Annotated in this window: 17 protein-coding genes, 1 tRNA gene and 1 pseudogene; 12 read left to right on the top strand and 7 right to left on the bottom strand. The window is 58.1% G+C overall.

Going from position 1 to position 16,477, the window contains the following annotated elements:
* Positions 1-24 precede the first annotated feature (24 nt).
* Positions 25-816: a TSUP family transporter gene (locus J1D76_RS12425; protein WP_421138600.1), complete on the top strand. Its 792-nt coding sequence runs from the start codon at positions 25-27 to the stop codon at positions 814-816.
* A gap of 74 nt (positions 817-890) precedes the next feature.
* Here the strand turns inward: J1D76_RS12425 and J1D76_RS12420 are convergent, their stop codons facing one another.
* Positions 891-1,340, bottom strand: a complete 450-nt coding sequence (locus J1D76_RS12420; protein ID WP_421138599.1) for a carboxypeptidase regulatory-like domain-containing protein — start codon at positions 1,338-1,340, stop codon at positions 891-893.
* A gap of 247 nt (positions 1,341-1,587) precedes the next feature.
* Between J1D76_RS12420 and J1D76_RS12415 the strand changes: the two genes are divergently transcribed.
* The 3 genes from J1D76_RS12415 to J1D76_RS12405 are packed head-to-tail and all read left to right on the top strand — an operon-like array spanning position 1,588 to position 3,474.
* On the top strand, positions 1,588-2,562 hold the full coding sequence (locus J1D76_RS12415; protein WP_421138598.1) for an alpha/beta fold hydrolase: 975 nt from the start codon (positions 1,588-1,590) through the stop codon (positions 2,560-2,562).
* A 36-nt stretch (positions 2,563-2,598) separates the two neighbouring features.
* Positions 2,599-3,015 (top strand): hypothetical protein, encoded by a 417-nt coding sequence (locus J1D76_RS12410; RefSeq protein WP_421138597.1) that lies wholly within the window; start codon positions 2,599-2,601, stop codon positions 3,013-3,015.
* Between the two features lie 6 nt (positions 3,016-3,021).
* Entirely contained in the window at positions 3,022-3,474 is a 453-nt protein-coding gene (locus J1D76_RS12405; protein ID WP_421138596.1) for a hypothetical protein, read from the top strand.
* Between the two features lie 70 nt (positions 3,475-3,544).
* Here J1D76_RS12405 and gabP read toward each other — a convergent pair whose 3' ends face one another.
* Positions 3,545-4,936, bottom strand: coding sequence for a GABA permease (gene gabP, locus J1D76_RS12400; RefSeq protein WP_421138595.1), 1,392 nt, complete (start codon positions 4,934-4,936; stop codon positions 3,545-3,547).
* Between the two features lie 564 nt (positions 4,937-5,500).
* Here gabP and J1D76_RS12395 point away from each other — a divergent pair.
* From J1D76_RS12395 to J1D76_RS12365, 7 genes are all read left to right on the top strand, one after another.
* Entirely contained in the window at positions 5,501-6,274 is a 774-nt protein-coding gene (locus tag J1D76_RS12395) for an ABC transporter ATP-binding protein (protein WP_007972784.1), read from the top strand.
* A 13-nt stretch (positions 6,275-6,287) separates the two neighbouring features.
* Positions 6,288-7,031 (top strand): ABC transporter substrate-binding protein, encoded by a 744-nt coding sequence (locus J1D76_RS12390; RefSeq protein WP_421138594.1) that lies wholly within the window; start codon positions 6,288-6,290, stop codon positions 7,029-7,031.
* Positions 7,032-7,109: 78 nt separating this feature from the next.
* The gene (locus J1D76_RS12385) at positions 7,110-7,805 is read left to right on the top strand and encodes an ABC transporter permease (protein WP_421138593.1); all 696 of its coding nucleotides are present in this window, start codon (positions 7,110-7,112) and stop codon (positions 7,803-7,805) included.
* The gene (locus J1D76_RS12380) at positions 7,802-8,491 is read left to right on the top strand and encodes an ABC transporter permease (protein ID WP_421138592.1); all 690 of its coding nucleotides are present in this window, start codon (positions 7,802-7,804) and stop codon (positions 8,489-8,491) included. The genes J1D76_RS12385 and J1D76_RS12380 overlap by 4 nt, the downstream gene beginning before the upstream one ends.
* Entirely contained in the window at positions 8,472-9,701 is a 1,230-nt protein-coding gene (locus J1D76_RS12375; RefSeq protein ID WP_421138591.1) for a methyltransferase, read from the top strand. The genes J1D76_RS12380 and J1D76_RS12375 overlap by 20 nt, the downstream gene beginning before the upstream one ends.
* A gap of 343 nt (positions 9,702-10,044) precedes the next feature.
* Complete coding sequence (locus J1D76_RS12370; protein WP_421138590.1) at positions 10,045-10,869, top strand: FkbM family methyltransferase; 825 nt, start codon at positions 10,045-10,047, stop codon at positions 10,867-10,869.
* Positions 10,870-10,947: 78 nt separating this feature from the next.
* Positions 10,948-11,023 (top strand) — tRNA-Thr (locus J1D76_RS12365).
* A 64-nt stretch (positions 11,024-11,087) separates the two neighbouring features.
* On the opposite strand, the pseudogene J1D76_RS12360 reads toward J1D76_RS12365, so the two are convergent.
* The 3 genes and pseudogenes from J1D76_RS12360 to J1D76_RS12350 form a co-directional block, all read right to left on the bottom strand.
* Positions 11,088-11,784: pseudogene (locus tag J1D76_RS12360) on the bottom strand (SDR family NAD(P)-dependent oxidoreductase).
* A gap of 45 nt (positions 11,785-11,829) precedes the next feature.
* Complete coding sequence (locus J1D76_RS12355) at positions 11,830-12,474, bottom strand: DsbA family oxidoreductase (RefSeq protein ID WP_421138589.1); 645 nt, start codon at positions 12,472-12,474, stop codon at positions 11,830-11,832.
* Positions 12,471-12,692, bottom strand: coding sequence for a tautomerase family protein (locus J1D76_RS12350; RefSeq protein ID WP_008046542.1), 222 nt, complete (start codon positions 12,690-12,692; stop codon positions 12,471-12,473). Before J1D76_RS12350 ends, J1D76_RS12355 begins: the two co-directional genes overlap by 4 nt.
* A 542-nt stretch (positions 12,693-13,234) precedes the next feature.
* Between J1D76_RS12350 and J1D76_RS12345 the strand changes: the two genes are divergently transcribed.
* A complete protein-coding gene (locus J1D76_RS12345; protein ID WP_421138588.1) occupies positions 13,235-13,516 on the top strand; it encodes a DUF3077 domain-containing protein in 282 nt (93 codons plus the stop codon).
* A 78-nt stretch (positions 13,517-13,594) separates the two neighbouring features.
* Here J1D76_RS12345 and fic read toward each other — a convergent pair whose 3' ends face one another.
* Positions 13,595-14,719 carry a protein adenylyltransferase Fic gene (fic, locus tag J1D76_RS12340; RefSeq protein WP_421138587.1) on the bottom strand — a complete coding sequence of 375 codons (1,125 nt, stop codon included), beginning with the start codon at positions 14,717-14,719 and terminating at the stop codon, positions 13,595-13,597.
* 270 nt (positions 14,720-14,989) lie between these two features.
* The gene (locus J1D76_RS12335) at positions 14,990-16,276 is read right to left on the bottom strand and encodes an OprD family porin (RefSeq protein WP_421138586.1); all 1,287 of its coding nucleotides are present in this window, start codon (positions 16,274-16,276) and stop codon (positions 14,990-14,992) included.
* Positions 16,277-16,477: the final 201 nt, after the last annotated feature.

Here is a 16,477-nt window from a genome sequence, read left to right as displayed (position 1 = left end):
AACAACTGTGAAAGAGGGATCGGGATGTCTTGGGATGTAATCAGCCTGTTAGCGCTCGTCGCATTTTGCGCGGGCTTTTTTGATGCAATAGCAGGGGGTGGCGGGCTAATTACCTTGCCTGCCCTGTTTTTGGCTGGCGTAGACCCTATCAGCGCGATTGCCACGAACAAGTTCCAGGCCGCTTCGGCCACTGTTTCGGCAACGGTCACCTTTGCTCGAAAGGGACTGATCGAGTGGCGCGAAGGCCGTTTCCTGGTTATTTGCGGATTTATCGGCGGTGCCAGTGGTGCCTTGCTGGTCAGCTCCATCGACAAGCGTTACCTGGAAGTTTGTGTACCGATCATGCTGATTCTGGTTGCCCTCTATTTCGCGCTCTCTCCAAAGCTGGCCAATGAAGATCGACGCAAGAGAATCGGCATCGTGCTTTTTTCGTTTACCGTGGCGCCGATTCTGGGCTTTTACGACGGCATATTTGGCCCCGGCGTGGGCTCTTTCTTTATCGTCGGATTGGTACTGCTCTGCGGCTTGGGCATGATGAGGGCCATGAGTTTCACCAAGCTTGCCAACGCCTCATGCAATCTCGGTTCGCTGTCGGTCTTTATCACCAAAGGTGTGATTATCTGGCCGGTAGCCATCGCCATGGCTTTGGCAGCCTTCGTCGGCGCTCAATTGGGTGCCCGGGCCGCTGTCCGGGTTGGACCACGGTTGATCAAACCCATGTTGATCGTGGTTTGCTGCGCCTTGGCCATCAAGCTGCTGAGCGTAGAAACCAACCCTGTGCGCGTTGCGCTTCTCCAGACATGGGCCTCCCTTTGATCGTGGCAGCAAACAAAAAACCCTGAATCGCAGGATTCAGGGTTTGTTTCCAATCCATAGTTAAGAGCCCTTCGCTAACTCGCATCATTCCAGTGGAAAACCAGATTACGAGCCGCACCGCTGCCAATATCGGCAACGTCCTTGCGTGTTTCGCCATTGCGCGTCGCAATGACGGTGTACTTACCGGCAGGCAGTTTCACGTAAACCAACGGGCCGGCGTCGTTGAGCGTCAGCACAGTCTGCCCCGGGGCTTTTTGAATGACGACGGTCACGTCAGGGATGTATTCATTTCCCGTCCCGACCGAAAATGTCATGTGCAGGTTGTAGCCGGTAGTCTGCTGAATGGCCTTGGACTCATCCTCGCCCACACCGCCGGACAGGTAGGTGATCCCGTTTTGCTCTTGGCGTTGCACCTGCACGCCCGAGTTGTCGATAGGTTCCAGGCTCGCAGCGGGTGACATCGCTGGAAACATCAACACGCCGACGGCGGTGAGAGGCAACAGGAGTGAATGGAGGTATTTCATGATGGCGACTCCCGGGTTCTGTAGAACCCAATCGTTACCTTCATTGGATTTCCTGGCGGAGTGAGGGGTTTCAGATTGATTTGGTCTTGGGTTGAGTACGAAACGTACTACGTCATCTGCTCTACAGACCTCGGCTTGCATCGGACGGCCCCACGGTTGGCAATCAACCATTGCGTTGAGGCGAATGGATTGTTCATCAACGGCATCAAGACTATCGTTGGCAGCTCCCCGCAAAGGTCTGACACCCATGGATTTGCAGGACACGCCTCCACTGGCCCCCACGCACATTGAGTTGCCGTTGTCGGTTGCCTCCCCCGGCAAACCGTTCAAGGAAACCGCTGCAGACGGTTTCATCCTCGGCGGTTTCGCCTGGCGACATGCCTCTGAGGACTGCGCTCGCCCGGTGGTGATCATCAATGCCGCCACCTCGGTCCGGTGCCGCCATTACTCGCGCTTTGCCGATTACCTGTTTAACCACGGCTTCGACGTCATCACCTATGACTACCGCGGCGTCGGCGAGTCGCGCCCGGCATCGATCAGGGGGCTGCAAGCGTCGTGGACCGATTGGGGAGCGCTGGATTTCGAGGCGATGCTCAAGCGCGCACAGCGCGAGTTTCCTGGGCAGCCCATCGATGTGGTCGGCCACAGCTTTGGCGGCTGCGCAGCGGGACTGGGGACCTCTGGGCACCTGATCCGGCGTCTGGTGACGGTCGGTGCGCAATTCGCCTACTGGCGCGACTACGCGCCCGCCCAGCGCTGGCGCATGTTCGGCAAGTGGCATGTGGTCATGCCGCTGGTGACGCTGATCTGCGGCTATTTCCCAGGCAAACGTCTCGGCTGGCTGGAAGACACGCCCGCCGGCGTAGTCCGCGACTGGAGCCTGTCCACGGCCCGCTACGAAAAGCGCTCCAGTGCTCGTGCCATCGGCAAAACACCGGGGCAGCTACCCTTTGCGAGGGTCACCGCGCAAACCCTGGCCATCAGCCTCAGCGACGACCCCTACGGCACCATCCCGGCCATCGAACGCCTGCTCGGCTACTTCACCGGCAGCAACCATACTCACTGGCGTATCCACCCCGAAGACATCGACGAAGAAGAAGTCGGACATTTCGCCTTTTTTCGCAGCGCATACCAAGCCACACTATGGCCCATTGCACTGGCCTGGCTGCAAAACGGTGAACTGGCCCCCGGCACCCCCGGGCGGCGAGTGCCACGCTGCTAGGCCTTTTGCCCTTTCAACGAACTCGGAACGACACCCATGGCCTCCGCCAACAAGCAGCAAAAACGCGCCTCTCGCGCCAAGGCCAAGGCCAAGCAGAACCGCACCCAGCGGGCCGCCGAGCCGGTCGAGCTGGACCCGAACGACGATCGCATCGACTTCGAATCGGTGGACTTGACCGAACTGTTCAAGAAGATGATCGATGCCGAAAAGATCAGCCAGCAAGCCCTGTGCACGGCCTTCCTCGAAGACCCGCTGCTGGAGCTTGTATACGAACAGGAAGGCGAAGACGGCGCGATGGACTTCATCCTGGCCGCGCTGATCGAGTATCGCCAATGGTCGACCGAAACCGACGAGGCCGGCGCCCTGGCGTGGATTGAATCACCGGCCTTCCAGGCCGACTACGTGGCAGCGTCCGACGCTATCGCCGCGCAAACCCAACAGAAACCGAACTGAGTTCCCATGGCCTCCCTGAACAAGCAACAGAAACGCGCCAAGCGCGCAAAAGCCAAAGCCAAGCAGATCAATATCCACGGCCGTAAACCCGCCGCACTGGACGATGACCTCGGCCACCTCGCCGAACCGATCCCGGAATACACCCTGGCGATGTTCAGCAAAATGCGTGACGCCGAAGCTGCCAGCCGCAGCGAAATGCTCTCGGTATTGCTGGCAGACCTCGCCTTTATCATCGTCGACCATCCAGAACTGCTGGACATGGAAAACGCCGACGACGAAGGCATGGCCGCCACCCACCTGGCCGCCGACATGCTTATCGATTACCGCATGTGGGCCGATGGCATGGACCGCGAAGCCGCCCAGGCATGGCTGAGCGAGCCGCAGTTCATCGCCGATTTCGGCGCCGCGCTGGACGTCTACCGCGAATCGCTGGAAGCGCCGGAAGAAAAAGCCGAGTAAGCCTTAGGCACAAACAAAAACGGCCGCTTGTCATCACTGACAGCGGCCGTTTTGCGTTACGCGATGCGGATCAGTTCAACACCACCGCGCCACGCTTTTCCAGCTTGCGACGGCGAGCCACGAACAGACCGGCAGCCACCACCAGCACGCTCAACAGGCCAGTCGCGAGGATCTCCACACGATGGGCCTCCTGGAACAGCATGATGGTCAGGGCGGCAATGATGAAGATGATCACCGCGTAAGTCAGGCCCGGAAACAGCCACATGCTGAAGGCGATTTTCTCACCGCGCGCCATGCGCTGCTTGCGCATGCGCAGTTGCGAGAATGCGATCACCAGGTACACCAGCAGCGCGATAGCACCCGAACTGGCCAGCAGGAACTCGAACACGGCAGCCGGGGCCACGTAGTTGGCGAATACGGCCAGGAATGCCGCGCCGGTGGACAACATCACCGCCCAGTAAGGCGTGCCGCTGGCGTTGGTGCGCGTGGCCATGGCCGGCGCATCGCCGCGTTTGCCCAGGGAGAACAGCATGCGCGAGGAGGTGTAGAGCGCCGAGTTCAGACAGCTGGTCACGGCAACCAGTACCACGATGTCGACGATCATCTTGGCGTTCGGGATGCCCATGCGCTCAAGCACGGTCTGGTACGAGCCAACACTGGCGAGGACCGGGTCGTTCCATGGCACCAGGGCCACGACGATGAAGATCGACACGAGGTAGAACAAACCAATCCGCCAGATCACCGAGTTGGTGGCCTTGGTGATTTGCTTGCCCGGGTCTTTCGACTCGGCGGCCGCGATGGTCACGATCTCGGTACCCATGAAGGAGAACATGGTGGTCAGGATCGCACCCAGCACCGCGCCCATGCCATTTGGCAGGAAGCCTTCAGTGTCGAACAGGTGGGAAACACCGCTGACCTGGCTGGTTGGCAGGAAACCGAAGATCGCCAGGATGCCCAGCGCAATGAAACCGATGATCGCCAGGACCTTGACCAGGGCGAACCAGAATTCGAACTCACCGTAGTTCTTCACGCTGAACAGGTTGGTCACGGTCAGCAACAGGGTGATCACCAACGTGAACGCCCAGATCGCGATGTTCGGGAACCAGGCGTGCAGGATGGTTGCGGCGGCGTTGGCCTCCAGCGGAATCACCAGCACCCAGAACCACCAGTAGAGCCAGCCGATGGTGAAGCCGGCCCAGTGACCGATCGCGCGGTCGGCGTACGTCGAGAACGAACCGGTGTCCGGCGAAGCGACCGCCATTTCACCAAGCATGCGCATGACCAGAACCACCAGCATACCGGCGGCAGCGTAGGCCAGCAGTACAGCAGGACCTGCCGCAGCGATGGCATGACCCGAACCCACGAACAGGCCGGCGCCGATAACCCCGGCAATCGACAGCATGGTCACATGGCGCGGTTTGAGCCCCTGTTCGAGGCCACTAGAGCTTTGGGTATTGCTCATAAAACACCTTTGTAAGGAGAAGCGAATGCGTGCATTCCCGTTCGGCGATCCTTCTCGTAAAAAGAAGCCAACGGGGCGTTCTGGATTCTGCACGCAATAATTGCGCCAAAATATTTCAAAACCTTCTAGCCCGGCGATCTCGTCCCGACCGGACGGTCATCGCAACCCCTTGAATTTAATGGCACTTTGCCAGAGCGTTACCCGGCGACCCACTTGGGGGGACGAAATCAGCGCACCGGAAACACCTCTGAAAATGGCCCTGCGCACATTAAAAGTGCACAACCACTGCATTTGGCCGGATAGCGCTTCCAACACCCGGTCAAAGCTGGCAACATCGCGCCTTTTTTTGCGACAGCCACCGCGCTTTCCATCGACAGGCACGGTTCAAACGGCTGTTCGGTTGTTGATGGGGCGACAGTCTGCTGCGCCGATGCGACAACCTGCCACACGCCAGCCGTTTACCTTCTGTAGCGCTGTTGGCTGCCATTGAAACGCTATGCTAGGTTGGCCGCCTCGCCAGGAAGGCCGCCAACAGCAGGAGCGCAACATCTATGAGGAACGCACATGGCTGAGGCCACGCCCGCGCTTGAAATCCGCAACTTGCACAAACGCTACGGTTCGCTGGAGGTGCTCAAGGGCATCTCGCTGACCGCCCGCGACGGCGATGTGATCTCGATCCTGGGTTCCTCCGGCTCCGGCAAGTCCACGTTCCTGCGTTGCATCAACCTGCTGGAAAACCCGCACCAAGGTCAGATCCTCGTCGCCGGCGAAGAACTCAAGCTCAAGGCCGCAAAGAATGGCGAACTGGTTGCCGCCGACGGCAAGCAAATCAATCGCCTGCGCAGCGAAATCGGTTTTGTGTTTCAAAACTTTAACCTGTGGCCGCACATGAGCGTGCTCGACAACATCATCGAGGCGCCGCGCCGTGTGCTCGGCCAGAGCAAGGCCGAGGCCATCGAAGTCGCCGAAGCCCTGCTGGCCAAGGTCGGCATCGCTGACAAGCGCCACGCCTACCCGGCGCAATTGTCCGGCGGCCAGCAACAACGCGCGGCCATCGCCCGCACACTGGCCATGCAGCCCAAGGTGATCCTGTTCGACGAGCCGACCTCGGCGCTTGACCCGGAAATGGTCCAGGAAGTACTTAATGTCATCCGCGCACTGGCCGAAGAAGGTCGCACCATGCTGCTCGTGACCCACGAAATGGGCTTCGCCCGTCAAGTCTCCAGCGAAGTGGTGTTCCTCCACCAGGGCCTGGTAGAAGAGCAAGGATCGCCACAGCAGGTGTTTGAAAACCCGCTTTCGGCGCGCTGCAAACAATTCATGTCCAGCAACCGCTAACGGAGCTTCCCGCATGCAGAACTACAAAAAGGTCTTCCTGGCTGCCGCCGTCACCCTGGCGTTCAGCGCCGGTGCCATGGCCGAAACCCTGAAGATGGGCATCGAAGCGGCGTACCCGCCGTTCAACAACAAAGATGCCAGTGGCAATGTCGTCGGCTTCGACAAGGAAATCGGCGACGCCCTGTGTGCCAAGATGAAAGTCGAGTGCACCGTCGTGACCTCCGACTGGGACGGCATCATCCCGGCCCTGAACGCCAAGAAGTTCGACTTCCTGATCTCCTCGATGTCGATCACTGACGAGCGCAAAGGCGCGGTGGACTTCACCGACCCGTACTACTCCAACAAACTGCAGTTCATCGCCAAGAAAGACGTCGACTTCAAGACCGACAAGGCTTCCCTGCAAGGCAAAGTGATCGGCGCACAGCGCTCGACCCTGTCCGGCACCTTCCTGCAAGACGAGTACGGCATCGAGCCAAAACTCTACGATACCCAGGAAAACGCTTACCTCGACCTGACGTCCGGCCGTCTGGACGGCATCCTCGCCGACAAGTACGTCAACTACGAGTGGCTGAAAAGCGACGCCGGCCGTGACTACGAGTTCAAGGGCGACCCGGTGGAAGAAAGCGACAAGATCGGTATCGCTGTACGTAAAGGCGACCCGATCCGCCTGAAGTTGAACGCCGCCCTGAAAGAAATCGTCGCTGACGGCACCTACAAGAAAATCAACGACAAGTACTTCCCGTTCAGCATCTATTGATCCTGACCTGCCTGACCGGCGCCACGCTTTAGCGGCGCCGGTTCTCGGCATTGCCTGCCGCGATTTGAAAAGAAATCCATGAATATCGACCTCTACGGATTCGGCCCGGCGCTCGCCGCTGGCGCGCTGATGACTGTGAAACTGGCACTCTCGGCCCTGTGCCTGGGGCTGGTGCTCGGTCTGCTCGGTGCCTTGGCCAAGACTTCCCCGTACAAGCCGCTGCAATGGCTTGGCGGCACTTATTCGACCCTGGTTCGCGGCATTCCGGAATTGCTCTGGGTGCTGTTGATCTACTTCGGCACGGTCAACCTGATGCGTACCCTGGGCGAGTTCTTTGGCAACCCCGACCTTGAGCTCAACGCTTTCGCCGCCGGCGTGATTGCCCTCGGCCTGTGCTTCGGCGCCTATGCCACGGAAGTCTTCCGCGGTGCAATCCTCGCCATTCCCAAGGGCCATCGTGAGGCCGGTGTGGCCCTGGGCCTGTCGAAGTGGCGCATCTTTACCAAGTTGATCATGCCGCAGATGTGGCGCATCGCCCTGCCCGGCCTTGGCAACCTGTTCATGATCCTGATGAAGGACACCGCGCTGGTGTCAGTGATCGGCCTGGAAGAAATCATGCGTCACGCGCAAATCGGCGTGACCGTCTCCAAACAGCCGTTTACCTTCTACATGGTCGCCGCGTTCATGTACCTGGGCCTGACAGTGCTGGCGATGACTGGCATGCACGTCTTGGAAAAACGCGCCGCTCGCGGCTTCGCGAGGAGCACCCAATGAACTGGGAAGTCATCATCAAGTGGCTGCCGAAACTGGCCCAGGGCGCAACATTGACCCTGGAGCTGGTGGCCATCGCCGTGGTCGCCGGTTTGTTGCTGGCGATTCCACTGGGCATCGCCCGCTCGTCGCGCCTGTGGTGGGTGCGGGCATTTCCCTACGGCTACATCTTCTTTTTCCGAGGCACACCGCTGCTGGTGCAACTGTTTCTGGTCTACTACGGCCTGGCACAGTTCGACGCCATTCGTAACAGCGCGATGTGGCCGTACCTGCGCGATCCGTTCTGGTGCGCCACGGCGACCATGACCCTGCACACCGCTGCGTACATTGCAGAAATCCTGCGCGGCGCCATTCAGGCGATTCCGCCGGGCGAGATCGAAGCGGCGCGGGCACTGGGCATGTCCCGGCCAAAAGCGCTGTTCTACATCATGCTGCCGCGCGCCGCGCGCATCGGCCTGCCGGCCTACAGCAACGAAGTGATCCTGATGCTCAAGGCCAGCGCCTTGGCCAGCACCGTGACCCTGCTGGAACTGACCGGCATGGCCCGAACCATCATCGCCCGGACCTACCTGCCGGTGGAGATCTTCTTCGCCGCCGGCATGTTCTACCTGGTGATGGCTTACGTGCTGGTGCGTGGCTTCAAGTTGCTGGAGCGCTGGCTGCGCGTCGATGCCTGCCAAGGGCGTTGAGGACGGCGTGTTGACGGGCGAGGCCCTGCTCGCCCGTTTCACTGCGCTGGATACTTTCCTGACAACGCACCAGGCACTGTGGAAACCCCGGCCGTTCACTCATCTGCAACTTCCCTGGGAAGCGTCCTACCCAGAGTTAGCCTGCTGGCTACGCGGGCGAACGCTGGAAGACGCGGAAAACGCTCACAACCAACCTGCCCTGCTCCATGCACCGGAGCCCTTTGCTTCCTTGGCAAGGATGTCCGTCGTTTTGAGCGCTGTGGATCAATTGCCCGCACGCATGCTCGAGATGGCCAGCCATCGCTTGAACGTCGATGTGCCGGGACGCAAATGGCAACAGATCGAGGCCTTTGCCAGCAGATTGCAGTTTTCCCAAGCGCCACAGCATTGGCTGGACTGGTGCTCGGGAAAGGGCCACTTGGGGCGTCGCCTGCTGCAACCGAGTCAGCAACTGACCTGCCTGGAATACGATCCGGCACTGGTAACCAGCGGCCAGGCTCTCAGTCAACGTCATCATCTGCATGCACTGCATATCAAACAAGATGTACTGGCGACAGATGCCGCTTCCTTATTAAGCCCGCATCACACGCCCGTCGCGCTACATGCCTGCGGTGATTTGCATGTGCGGCTGATTCAACTCGCCAGCGCAACAGGTTGCAAACAACTCGCCGTTGCACCGTGCTGCTACAACCGCATCAGTCTCACCGAATATTCGCCGATTTCCTCGGCCGCCAAAGGCTCCAGCCTACAACTGTCGCTCGATGACCTCGCCCTGCCCTTGAGTGAAACCGTCACCGCCGGCGCCCGCGTACGACGTCAACGCGACATGTCCATGGCCCGTCGCCTGGGTTTCGACTTGCTGCAACGACAACTGCGCGGCATTGATGAATACCTGCCAACCCCTTCCCTGCCCAGCGCCTGGCTGGATAAATCCTTTGCCGATTACTGCGATCATTTGGCCGCACTCAAAGAGTTATCCACATTCGACGCGCAAGATTGGCCAGCCCTTGAAGCTGCCGGTTGGCAGCGCCTGACTGAAGTGCGCAACCTTGAACTGTTACGCGGACTTTTCCGACGCCCACTGGAGCTTTGGCTGGTGCTTGACCGGGCAATTTTCCTCGCCGATCAGGGCTACAGCGTTCGCCTCGGCACGTTCTGCGAAACCCCGCTCACACCGCGTAATTTACTGCTCTTGGCGGAACGCGATTAAAACCGTCCAGCCTGTGGATAACTCTGTTGATGAAATACGTGTGGATCCAATATCCATGGCTGTTTCAGCCATGGAACCAATCTGTTCAATTTTCGTACACCTGAATAAAAAATCGAAAAAACAGGTATTTGCGATCAATTGAGAACAGTTCCACAAAATAGGGCTGTAGGCCGTGCGGTACAAACCGAATTGTGCATAAGCGTTCAATGAAAAGGACATAAATGCCTAAACCCGGACCTCCAGACGGGCTATTTGCGCCATTTCATGACTCTTGTTATACAACCACGCAAGGGCGCCAGCAGCGCGGCCATCCACAAGCAAATTCTTCCGACAGGACGCGACAGTGACGTTTATTTCTTACGCACAGAATTTCGAAGACATCCGCCTGTGGCGCGCGCTCAAAACCGTCGAGAACGGCTTCTATATCGATGTCGGGGCCAACGACCCCCTCCATGACTCCGTCACCAAGGCGTTCTATGACCATGGCTGGACCGGCATCAACGTCGAACCGATGCCCAACTACTACGAGGCCCTGTGTCAGCAACGCGTTCGAGACACCAATCTGCAATGTGCGGCCGGGGAAAGTGCTGACGAGTTGACCTTCTATGGCATAGCCGGCACCGGCCTCTCGACGCTCGACCCGGCCATGGCAAAACTGCACAAAGATGCCGGCATGGACGTGCGCAGCCAAACGATCAAGTCCCGTACCCTGACTTCCATCTGCGAAGAACACGCCCATGGGCGCGATATCCACTTCCTGAAAATCGATGTCGAAGGCCATGAAGAAACCGTCTTGCGTGGCATGGACTTCAGCCAATGGCGGCCCTGGGTAATTCTCATCGAAACTCCTTGGAACCGCGACCAGGCCTGGGAAACCCTCGTCACCGACGCCGGCTACCACTCCATCCTGTTCGACGGCATCAATACCTACTACCTCGCCGAAGAACACCTGGACCTCAAACCCGCGTTCGACATCCCACCGTGCAACCTGGACGAATTCCAGTTCTGCAAAGGCCACAATTTCAGCCACCCAGTCAGCGACGCCGAACACCAACTCAGCGCTGCCCTGCAACGCGCCGAACAGGCCGAAGCACAGCTTCGCGCAATGCAAAACAGCCGGACCTGGCAAGCCATTCAGAAACTCAAGAAAACCCTACTGCGCGCCTGACCTGAAGCCCGCGCAAAAATAGTCAAAATTCAGGGGTTTACAGAACCTATCCAATCGCTATAATCGTCGCCCTGACACGCCGGTATAGCTCAGATGGTAGAGCAACTGACTTGTAATCAGTAGGTCCCGGGTTCGATTCCTGGTGCCGGCACCATACAAAACAAAGCCCCTGCAGAAATGCAGGGGCTTTGTTGTTTCCGGGGTTTGAAAAATCGCTTTCAGTGACCCGCGCTCTGACCACCGTCTACGTGCAGGATTTCGCCAGTAACGAACTTGGTGCCGTCCAGATATACGACAGCCTGTGCAATATCATCGATCTCGCCCATGTGCCCGACCGGGTGCAGATTGCCCAGTGCTGCGTGGATTTCTTCGCCGTGCATCGGGGTCTTGATGATGCCCGGGCTGACCGCATTCACCCGGATCTCGCGCTTGGCGTATTCGATGGCCAGGGATTTGGTTGCTGCGTTGAGGCCGCCTTTGGTCAGCGAAGCCAGCACCGATGGCATGGTCTACCAGACTGGTGGTGATATTGACGACGTGGCCGCTGCCTTGCTTTTCCATCTCGGCGATGGCGAGTTGGGTGATGTAGAAGAAGCCATTGACGTTCACCGACAACACATTGGCGTAGTCTTCAGCTGTGTACGCAGTGAACGGCTTGGCGATGAAGATTCCTGCATTGTTGACCAGGGTGTCGATGCGACCGAAGCGGGACATCGCTTCACGGATGACACGCTGGGCGGTTTCCGGCTCGCCGATGTCACCGGCAACGGTGTGGATGTCCGGATCGGTGGAGGGTTTGATCGAGCGCGAAGTGGCGACGATCCGGTAACCGAGCTCACGAAAGGCTTTGACCATTCCGTCGCCGAGACCTTGGGATGCGCCGGTGATTACGATGACTTTTTTCGAAATGCTCATGATGAAGACCTCTGACAATAAAGAATGGGGGTAGGAAATCTGTAATCAGGCGTTCGCCATTTGTCGCAACATCTGTTCGTAGTACTCGACCGATTGCGAACCGGACACCAAGTGTCGACCGTTCAGCACCATGGCCGGAACCGAATTGATGCCGTGCTGGCGGTAATAGATTTCAAGCTCACGCACTTCGTTGGCGAATGCGTCGGACGCCAGCATCTCTCTCGCACCTGCCGCATCCAGCCCCGCTTCAGTCGCCAGACGCACCAGCGTCGAGTGATCACTCGGGTTCTGGCCTTCGCTGAAGTAGGCCTGTAGCAGCACCTTCTTCAACTCGACTTGCCGGCCTTCCTGCAAAGCCCACAGCAACAAACGGTGCGCATCGAAGGTGTTGTAGGAGTGCGTGCGCTTCTCCAGATCGAACTTGAAGCCGATGGCCTCGCCGCGAGCGATTTGCATGGCCTTGCCAGCGGCGACGTCGTCGGCCGTTCTCCCGTACTTGCGCATCAAGTGCTCGACCGCTTGCTCACCTTCGGCCGGCATGTTCGGGTTCAGCTCGAACGGCTTGTAGGTCAGCGCGACCGATACTTCCCCGGCCACGTTCTCGATCGCCTGCTCCAGCGCCGTCGCCCCCAGTGCGCACCAGGAGCACACCACATCGGAAATGAAATCGATGGTGACTGAGGGCGTCATGATTGGCCTTCCGCCTCGGCCAGCTGCTTGCGGTACTGGGTGGTGGTGATGCCGGCGTAACCCCAGTTATCGGTGTCGACTTCCTCGATAACGATGTGGGTCAGGTCAGGGCGTTTGTTGAGCACGCGTTCCAGTGTTTCAGTGATCTCGGCAATCACCTGAGCTTTCTGCTCAGTGGTAACGCCATCGCGAGTGATGCGTACGGTTACGAAAGGCATGAGGGCAACTCCAGTGACCTTCCCGTCGGAATGATGGGAGAGGCGTTGGAGATGAATGTATGGGGTTGGCGGGAGGGGATAAAGGTGGGGGCGGGAACTTCATTCGTTACGTGGTGTAATGAGTTGACAAGCCCTGTTGGCCAAGATCCTAGGTTGCGAATCGCCCTGCCCCACGCTAGGCTGCCCACATCGCTGCAAAATCAGCGACCGGGTTTGGCGACCCGACCCAAACAATAGGCGCACAGGCGCCACCATAACGATTGCTGGCGTTTTTTTTCGCTCGTATTTTTCCCGTTATGGTAGCTGTGCGCGGGAGACCTTCGGGTCTGCCGGGTTCCTATTGTCCCGGTTCGCCAACCTGCGCACAGCTGCCACCCATAATCGTTTGGCGACGGTTCGTGGCAGTTCCTCAACGATAGGAGCTAGACCATGTATAAAATTGATTCGTCCAAAATCTGTGTTCTCACGTTCTTTGTATCATTGCCGGCCTTTCTTCGAAGGCATGCAAATACTCAATTCCTCCCAACCAGCGGAGGTGCCCAATGACCAATCCCCAAGATCTGAAAACCATCGGCCTAACCCACTTCTCCTTCCACGCCAACGAACCTCTGTTTCGCGTCAATTCTGGCGTTCCGGTTATCCAGGCTCTCTACCACGCTTCCGATCTACTCCACGTTGCCAAGCTGCTCGCAACAGACGCGGCCATGGTTCGCGATACTGATCGGCATGCTTGGGCGTCGCATTTTTTGCAGGATATGAGTAAGGCGATCATCGATGATGTGGTGAAGGTGTTGGATGCGCCGATGAACAATCGCCGTCAGTAACGTCGTCACGCAAACCCGGTGCGTGAAAAAGAAAAAGCCCCGAATCGTTCGGGGCTTTCTCGTTTCGGCTCACGTGCTTTAGCCGACGTAGTGCTTGAATTCATTATTGTCGCGAATGAGTAACTGCATCAGCTTCGGATGAATGAAAAGTTTCTCCTTGCCCACCTGAATCTCTTTCAGAACTCCAATGGCGACCAGTTCTTTGAGGTGACGTGATGCAGCCTGCCGTTGTGCAACTTTCTTGTCGACCACGTTACTGATGCGGCAGTAGGGCTGCTCGAAGATGACATCAACCAACTCGCGCGAATAGGTTTTGGGTAGCTGATCACGTACGAATTGAGTGGTGTGTTCGGACAATGCGCGGATAGCGGCAATCTTGGCTGTGGTCCACCGAGCAGTTTCTTCTACTGCACTCAACATAAACAGCAACCATGGCTCCCACGCCTGTTTGGTCGTCACCTCCAGCAGGAGCCGGTAGTAATCGGCGCGTTGGGCAATGATGTAGCGACTGAGGTAGAGGATCGGCAGGTTCAGCAGGCCTTCCTGGATCAAGAACAAAGTATTGAGGACCCGCCCCGTCCGGCCGTTGCCGTCGACAAACGGATGAATGGCCTCAAATTGGTAGTGCCCGACTGCCATACGAACGAGGGGGTCGAGATCAGTTTCGTTGTGCAGAAAACGCTCCCAGTTGGCGAGGAGGTTGCGCAGGTGCTCCTCCCCTTCTGGCGGGGTGTAGATAACTTCACCCGTTCGGTCATTCGCAAGCTGTGTTCCCGGCGTACGGCGGATATCCAGTTGTGCGCCCTTCAGCGTGCGGCAGATCTCTACGGCGGTGTTGGTCGATAGCGGTCTTTCCGTTAGAGACCGGAAGCCTTGATTGAGCGCTGTTCGATAGCGCAACGCTTCCTTGGTCGCAGGGTCGGCATGGTTTTCCGTGTCTTGGGCATGCTGGAACAGCAAATCCGTGGTGGTAACGATGCTTTCTATTTCCGAGCTGTCTTTGGCTTCCAGCAGGGGAATTGTATTGATCAAGACCGTCTGGTTCGGAATCAACTCTGCTGCCTGTTTCAACTCGGCCAATGCGGTGCGTGCCTCAATACATTTCTTGAGAACTGCACGTGTTTCCAGCTCAGTTCCTGGTGGCAGCAGCGGAAGTTGGTTATATGGCCTGTCAGCCTGCCATGGCAGCAGCGGTTCATTCATGGATGCGACCCTGATTATTTTGTATGTTTTTTGAGCAGAAGAAGGCTTCTCTCATGTCGCTAGTGTAGACATGAGGCCTTAACGCGTCGCAATTTTTCACTTTTTGCGACACGTCTTCCGAACATGTCGCCGCAGACGACACGTTCGAAAGACGTGTTACCGAAATAGAGTTTCGGCGACATGAGCACATCAAAATCAAAAAAAGCCCCGAACCAGTCGGGGCTTCTTCATTCTCAGCCCTGCATCAGGCCTCGAAACCACAACCCATCATCAGAAAATATTGATCGGGTAATCCACAAACACACGCACTTCGTTGCCGCTGACATTGTACTCGCTCGACTTCTGCGACACGCGCAAGACCGAGCTGCGCAGTTTCACGCTGAGGTCTTTGGCCGGGCCGCTTTGCACGACATATTTGATCTGGTTGAAAATCTCGCGCTCGGTGCCGCCTTCGCTGGTGGAGGTGGTGATGTTGTCACCGCGCACGTAGGCCACGTTGTAGCTCAGGCCTGGGACACCGAAGGTGCTGAAGTCCAGGCCGTAGCCCAGTTGCCAGCTGCGTTCGTCTTCGGCGTTGAAGTCGGACCAGTAGGAGTTGGCCAGGTAGATGGTGTTGCCACCGTCGCCTACACGACCTTGATCTTTCTGGTAGCCGCCGTAAGCGTAGCCCAGGTTGCTGTCACCGGTGCTGCGCTGGTGCGCGAGGGTGAACGAGTGCGGGCCAGTGATGAAGGTAGCCGCCAGGCTCCAGATCTTGTTGTCGTCGCCGGTGATGCCGTTGTCGCGGACGTAGGAATCTTCCAGCTTGGTGCGGTAGCCGTTGAAGTCCAGGGTCAGGGACTGGTCCTTGTCGATCGGGAACACGTAGTTGGCGTTCACGTATTGTTTCTTCAGCACGTCTTCGACGTCGGAAGCGTACAGTGCGGCCTTGAATTGCTCGGTGAACTGGTAGCTACCGCCCAACACGTTGATCGACTTCAAGCCACCGCTGTCACGGCCTTCAGCGCTTTTACGCGATTCGGCGGTGAAGCGACCGGCGTCCAGTTGCAGGCCTTTGATCTCCCGGGAGGTGATCAAGGTACCGGTGTAGCTTTCCGGCAGCAGGCGCGAATTGTCGTAATTCAGCACCGGCAGCGCCGGCATCTGGTCGCCGTAGGTCAGGGTGGTGCTGGACAGGCGGAACTTGATTGCCGCGCCGCCCTTGGACAGGTCGTCAGCTGGCTGGCCACTGTCGCCTTTTTTGAAGAAATCGATGCCTTGGGCGCCGCTACGGTCTTCGCTGCGCTCCAGGTTCAGCGCGTACAGGCCGAAGGCGTCCACACCCACACCGACGGTGCCTTGGGTGAAGCCGGACGAGAACGTGCCGATGGCCGCTTGGCCCCACTCGGATTTATCCGGGTTGCCGTCTTTGTAGTCACGATTGATATAGGCGTTGCGCAGCAGCACTTTGAGGCTGCTGTCTTCAACAAAACCCTTGGATTCGGCCTGGTCGCTAGCCATGGCCTGTGTCGCACTCAACATCCCCAGAGCGATCAGGCTGATTCGCTTGTTCAACATGTTGTTCTTTTCCTTATTTCCGGTTGATACGCGCTGTGTCGAACGGCCGAAACGGCGCTATCGCGCTCTTATTTCGTGGCAAAAACAAAAAGGCCCGCTCACGACTTCTCGCGGCGGGCCTTTTATTGTTTTTGAGTCGTGGCGGTCGGCCACAGGCGTTGGCGCGAATCCTAGTCGCGGCCTTAACCCTGTGTCAATTTC

Source organism: Pseudomonas sp. NFX15 (genome assembly GCF_049132105.1).
In the GTDB taxonomy this organism is placed as follows: domain Bacteria; phylum Pseudomonadota; class Gammaproteobacteria; order Pseudomonadales; family Pseudomonadaceae; genus Aquipseudomonas.
Note: the sequence above shows the minus strand (reverse complement) of the source record. Positions and strands in the feature narration are given on the sequence as shown.

Coding starts and splice junctions, on each gene's coding strand:
- J1D76_RS12425 (WP_421138600.1), top strand. CDS start 25: ATGTCTTGGGATGTAATCAGCCTGTTAGCGCTCGTCGCATTTTGCGCG.
- J1D76_RS12420 (WP_421138599.1), bottom strand. CDS start 1,340: ATGAAATACCTCCATTCACTCCTGTTGCCTCTCACCGCCGTCGGCGTG.
- J1D76_RS12415 (WP_421138598.1), top strand. CDS start 1,588: ATGGATTTGCAGGACACGCCTCCACTGGCCCCCACGCACATTGAGTTG.
- J1D76_RS12410 (WP_421138597.1), top strand. CDS start 2,599: ATGGCCTCCGCCAACAAGCAGCAAAAACGCGCCTCTCGCGCCAAGGCC.
- J1D76_RS12405 (WP_421138596.1), top strand. CDS start 3,022: ATGGCCTCCCTGAACAAGCAACAGAAACGCGCCAAGCGCGCAAAAGCC.
- gabP (WP_421138595.1), bottom strand. CDS start 4,936: ATGAGCAATACCCAAAGCTCTAGTGGCCTCGAACAGGGGCTCAAACCG.
- J1D76_RS12395 (WP_007972784.1), top strand. CDS start 5,501: ATGGCTGAGGCCACGCCCGCGCTTGAAATCCGCAACTTGCACAAACGC.
- J1D76_RS12390 (WP_421138594.1), top strand. CDS start 6,288: ATGCAGAACTACAAAAAGGTCTTCCTGGCTGCCGCCGTCACCCTGGCG.
- J1D76_RS12385 (WP_421138593.1), top strand. CDS start 7,110: ATGAATATCGACCTCTACGGATTCGGCCCGGCGCTCGCCGCTGGCGCG.
- J1D76_RS12380 (WP_421138592.1), top strand. CDS start 7,802: ATGAACTGGGAAGTCATCATCAAGTGGCTGCCGAAACTGGCCCAGGGC.
- J1D76_RS12375 (WP_421138591.1), top strand. CDS start 8,472: ATGCCTGCCAAGGGCGTTGAGGACGGCGTGTTGACGGGCGAGGCCCTG.
- J1D76_RS12355 (WP_421138589.1), bottom strand. CDS start 12,474: ATGACGCCCTCAGTCACCATCGATTTCATTTCCGATGTGGTGTGCTCC.
- J1D76_RS12350 (WP_008046542.1), bottom strand. CDS start 12,692: ATGCCTTTCGTAACCGTACGCATCACTCGCGATGGCGTTACCACTGAG.
- J1D76_RS12345 (WP_421138588.1), top strand. CDS start 13,235: ATGACCAATCCCCAAGATCTGAAAACCATCGGCCTAACCCACTTCTCC.
- fic (WP_421138587.1), bottom strand. CDS start 14,719: ATGAATGAACCGCTGCTGCCATGGCAGGCTGACAGGCCATATAACCAA.
- J1D76_RS12335 (WP_421138586.1), bottom strand. CDS start 16,276: ATGTTGAACAAGCGAATCAGCCTGATCGCTCTGGGGATGTTGAGTGCG.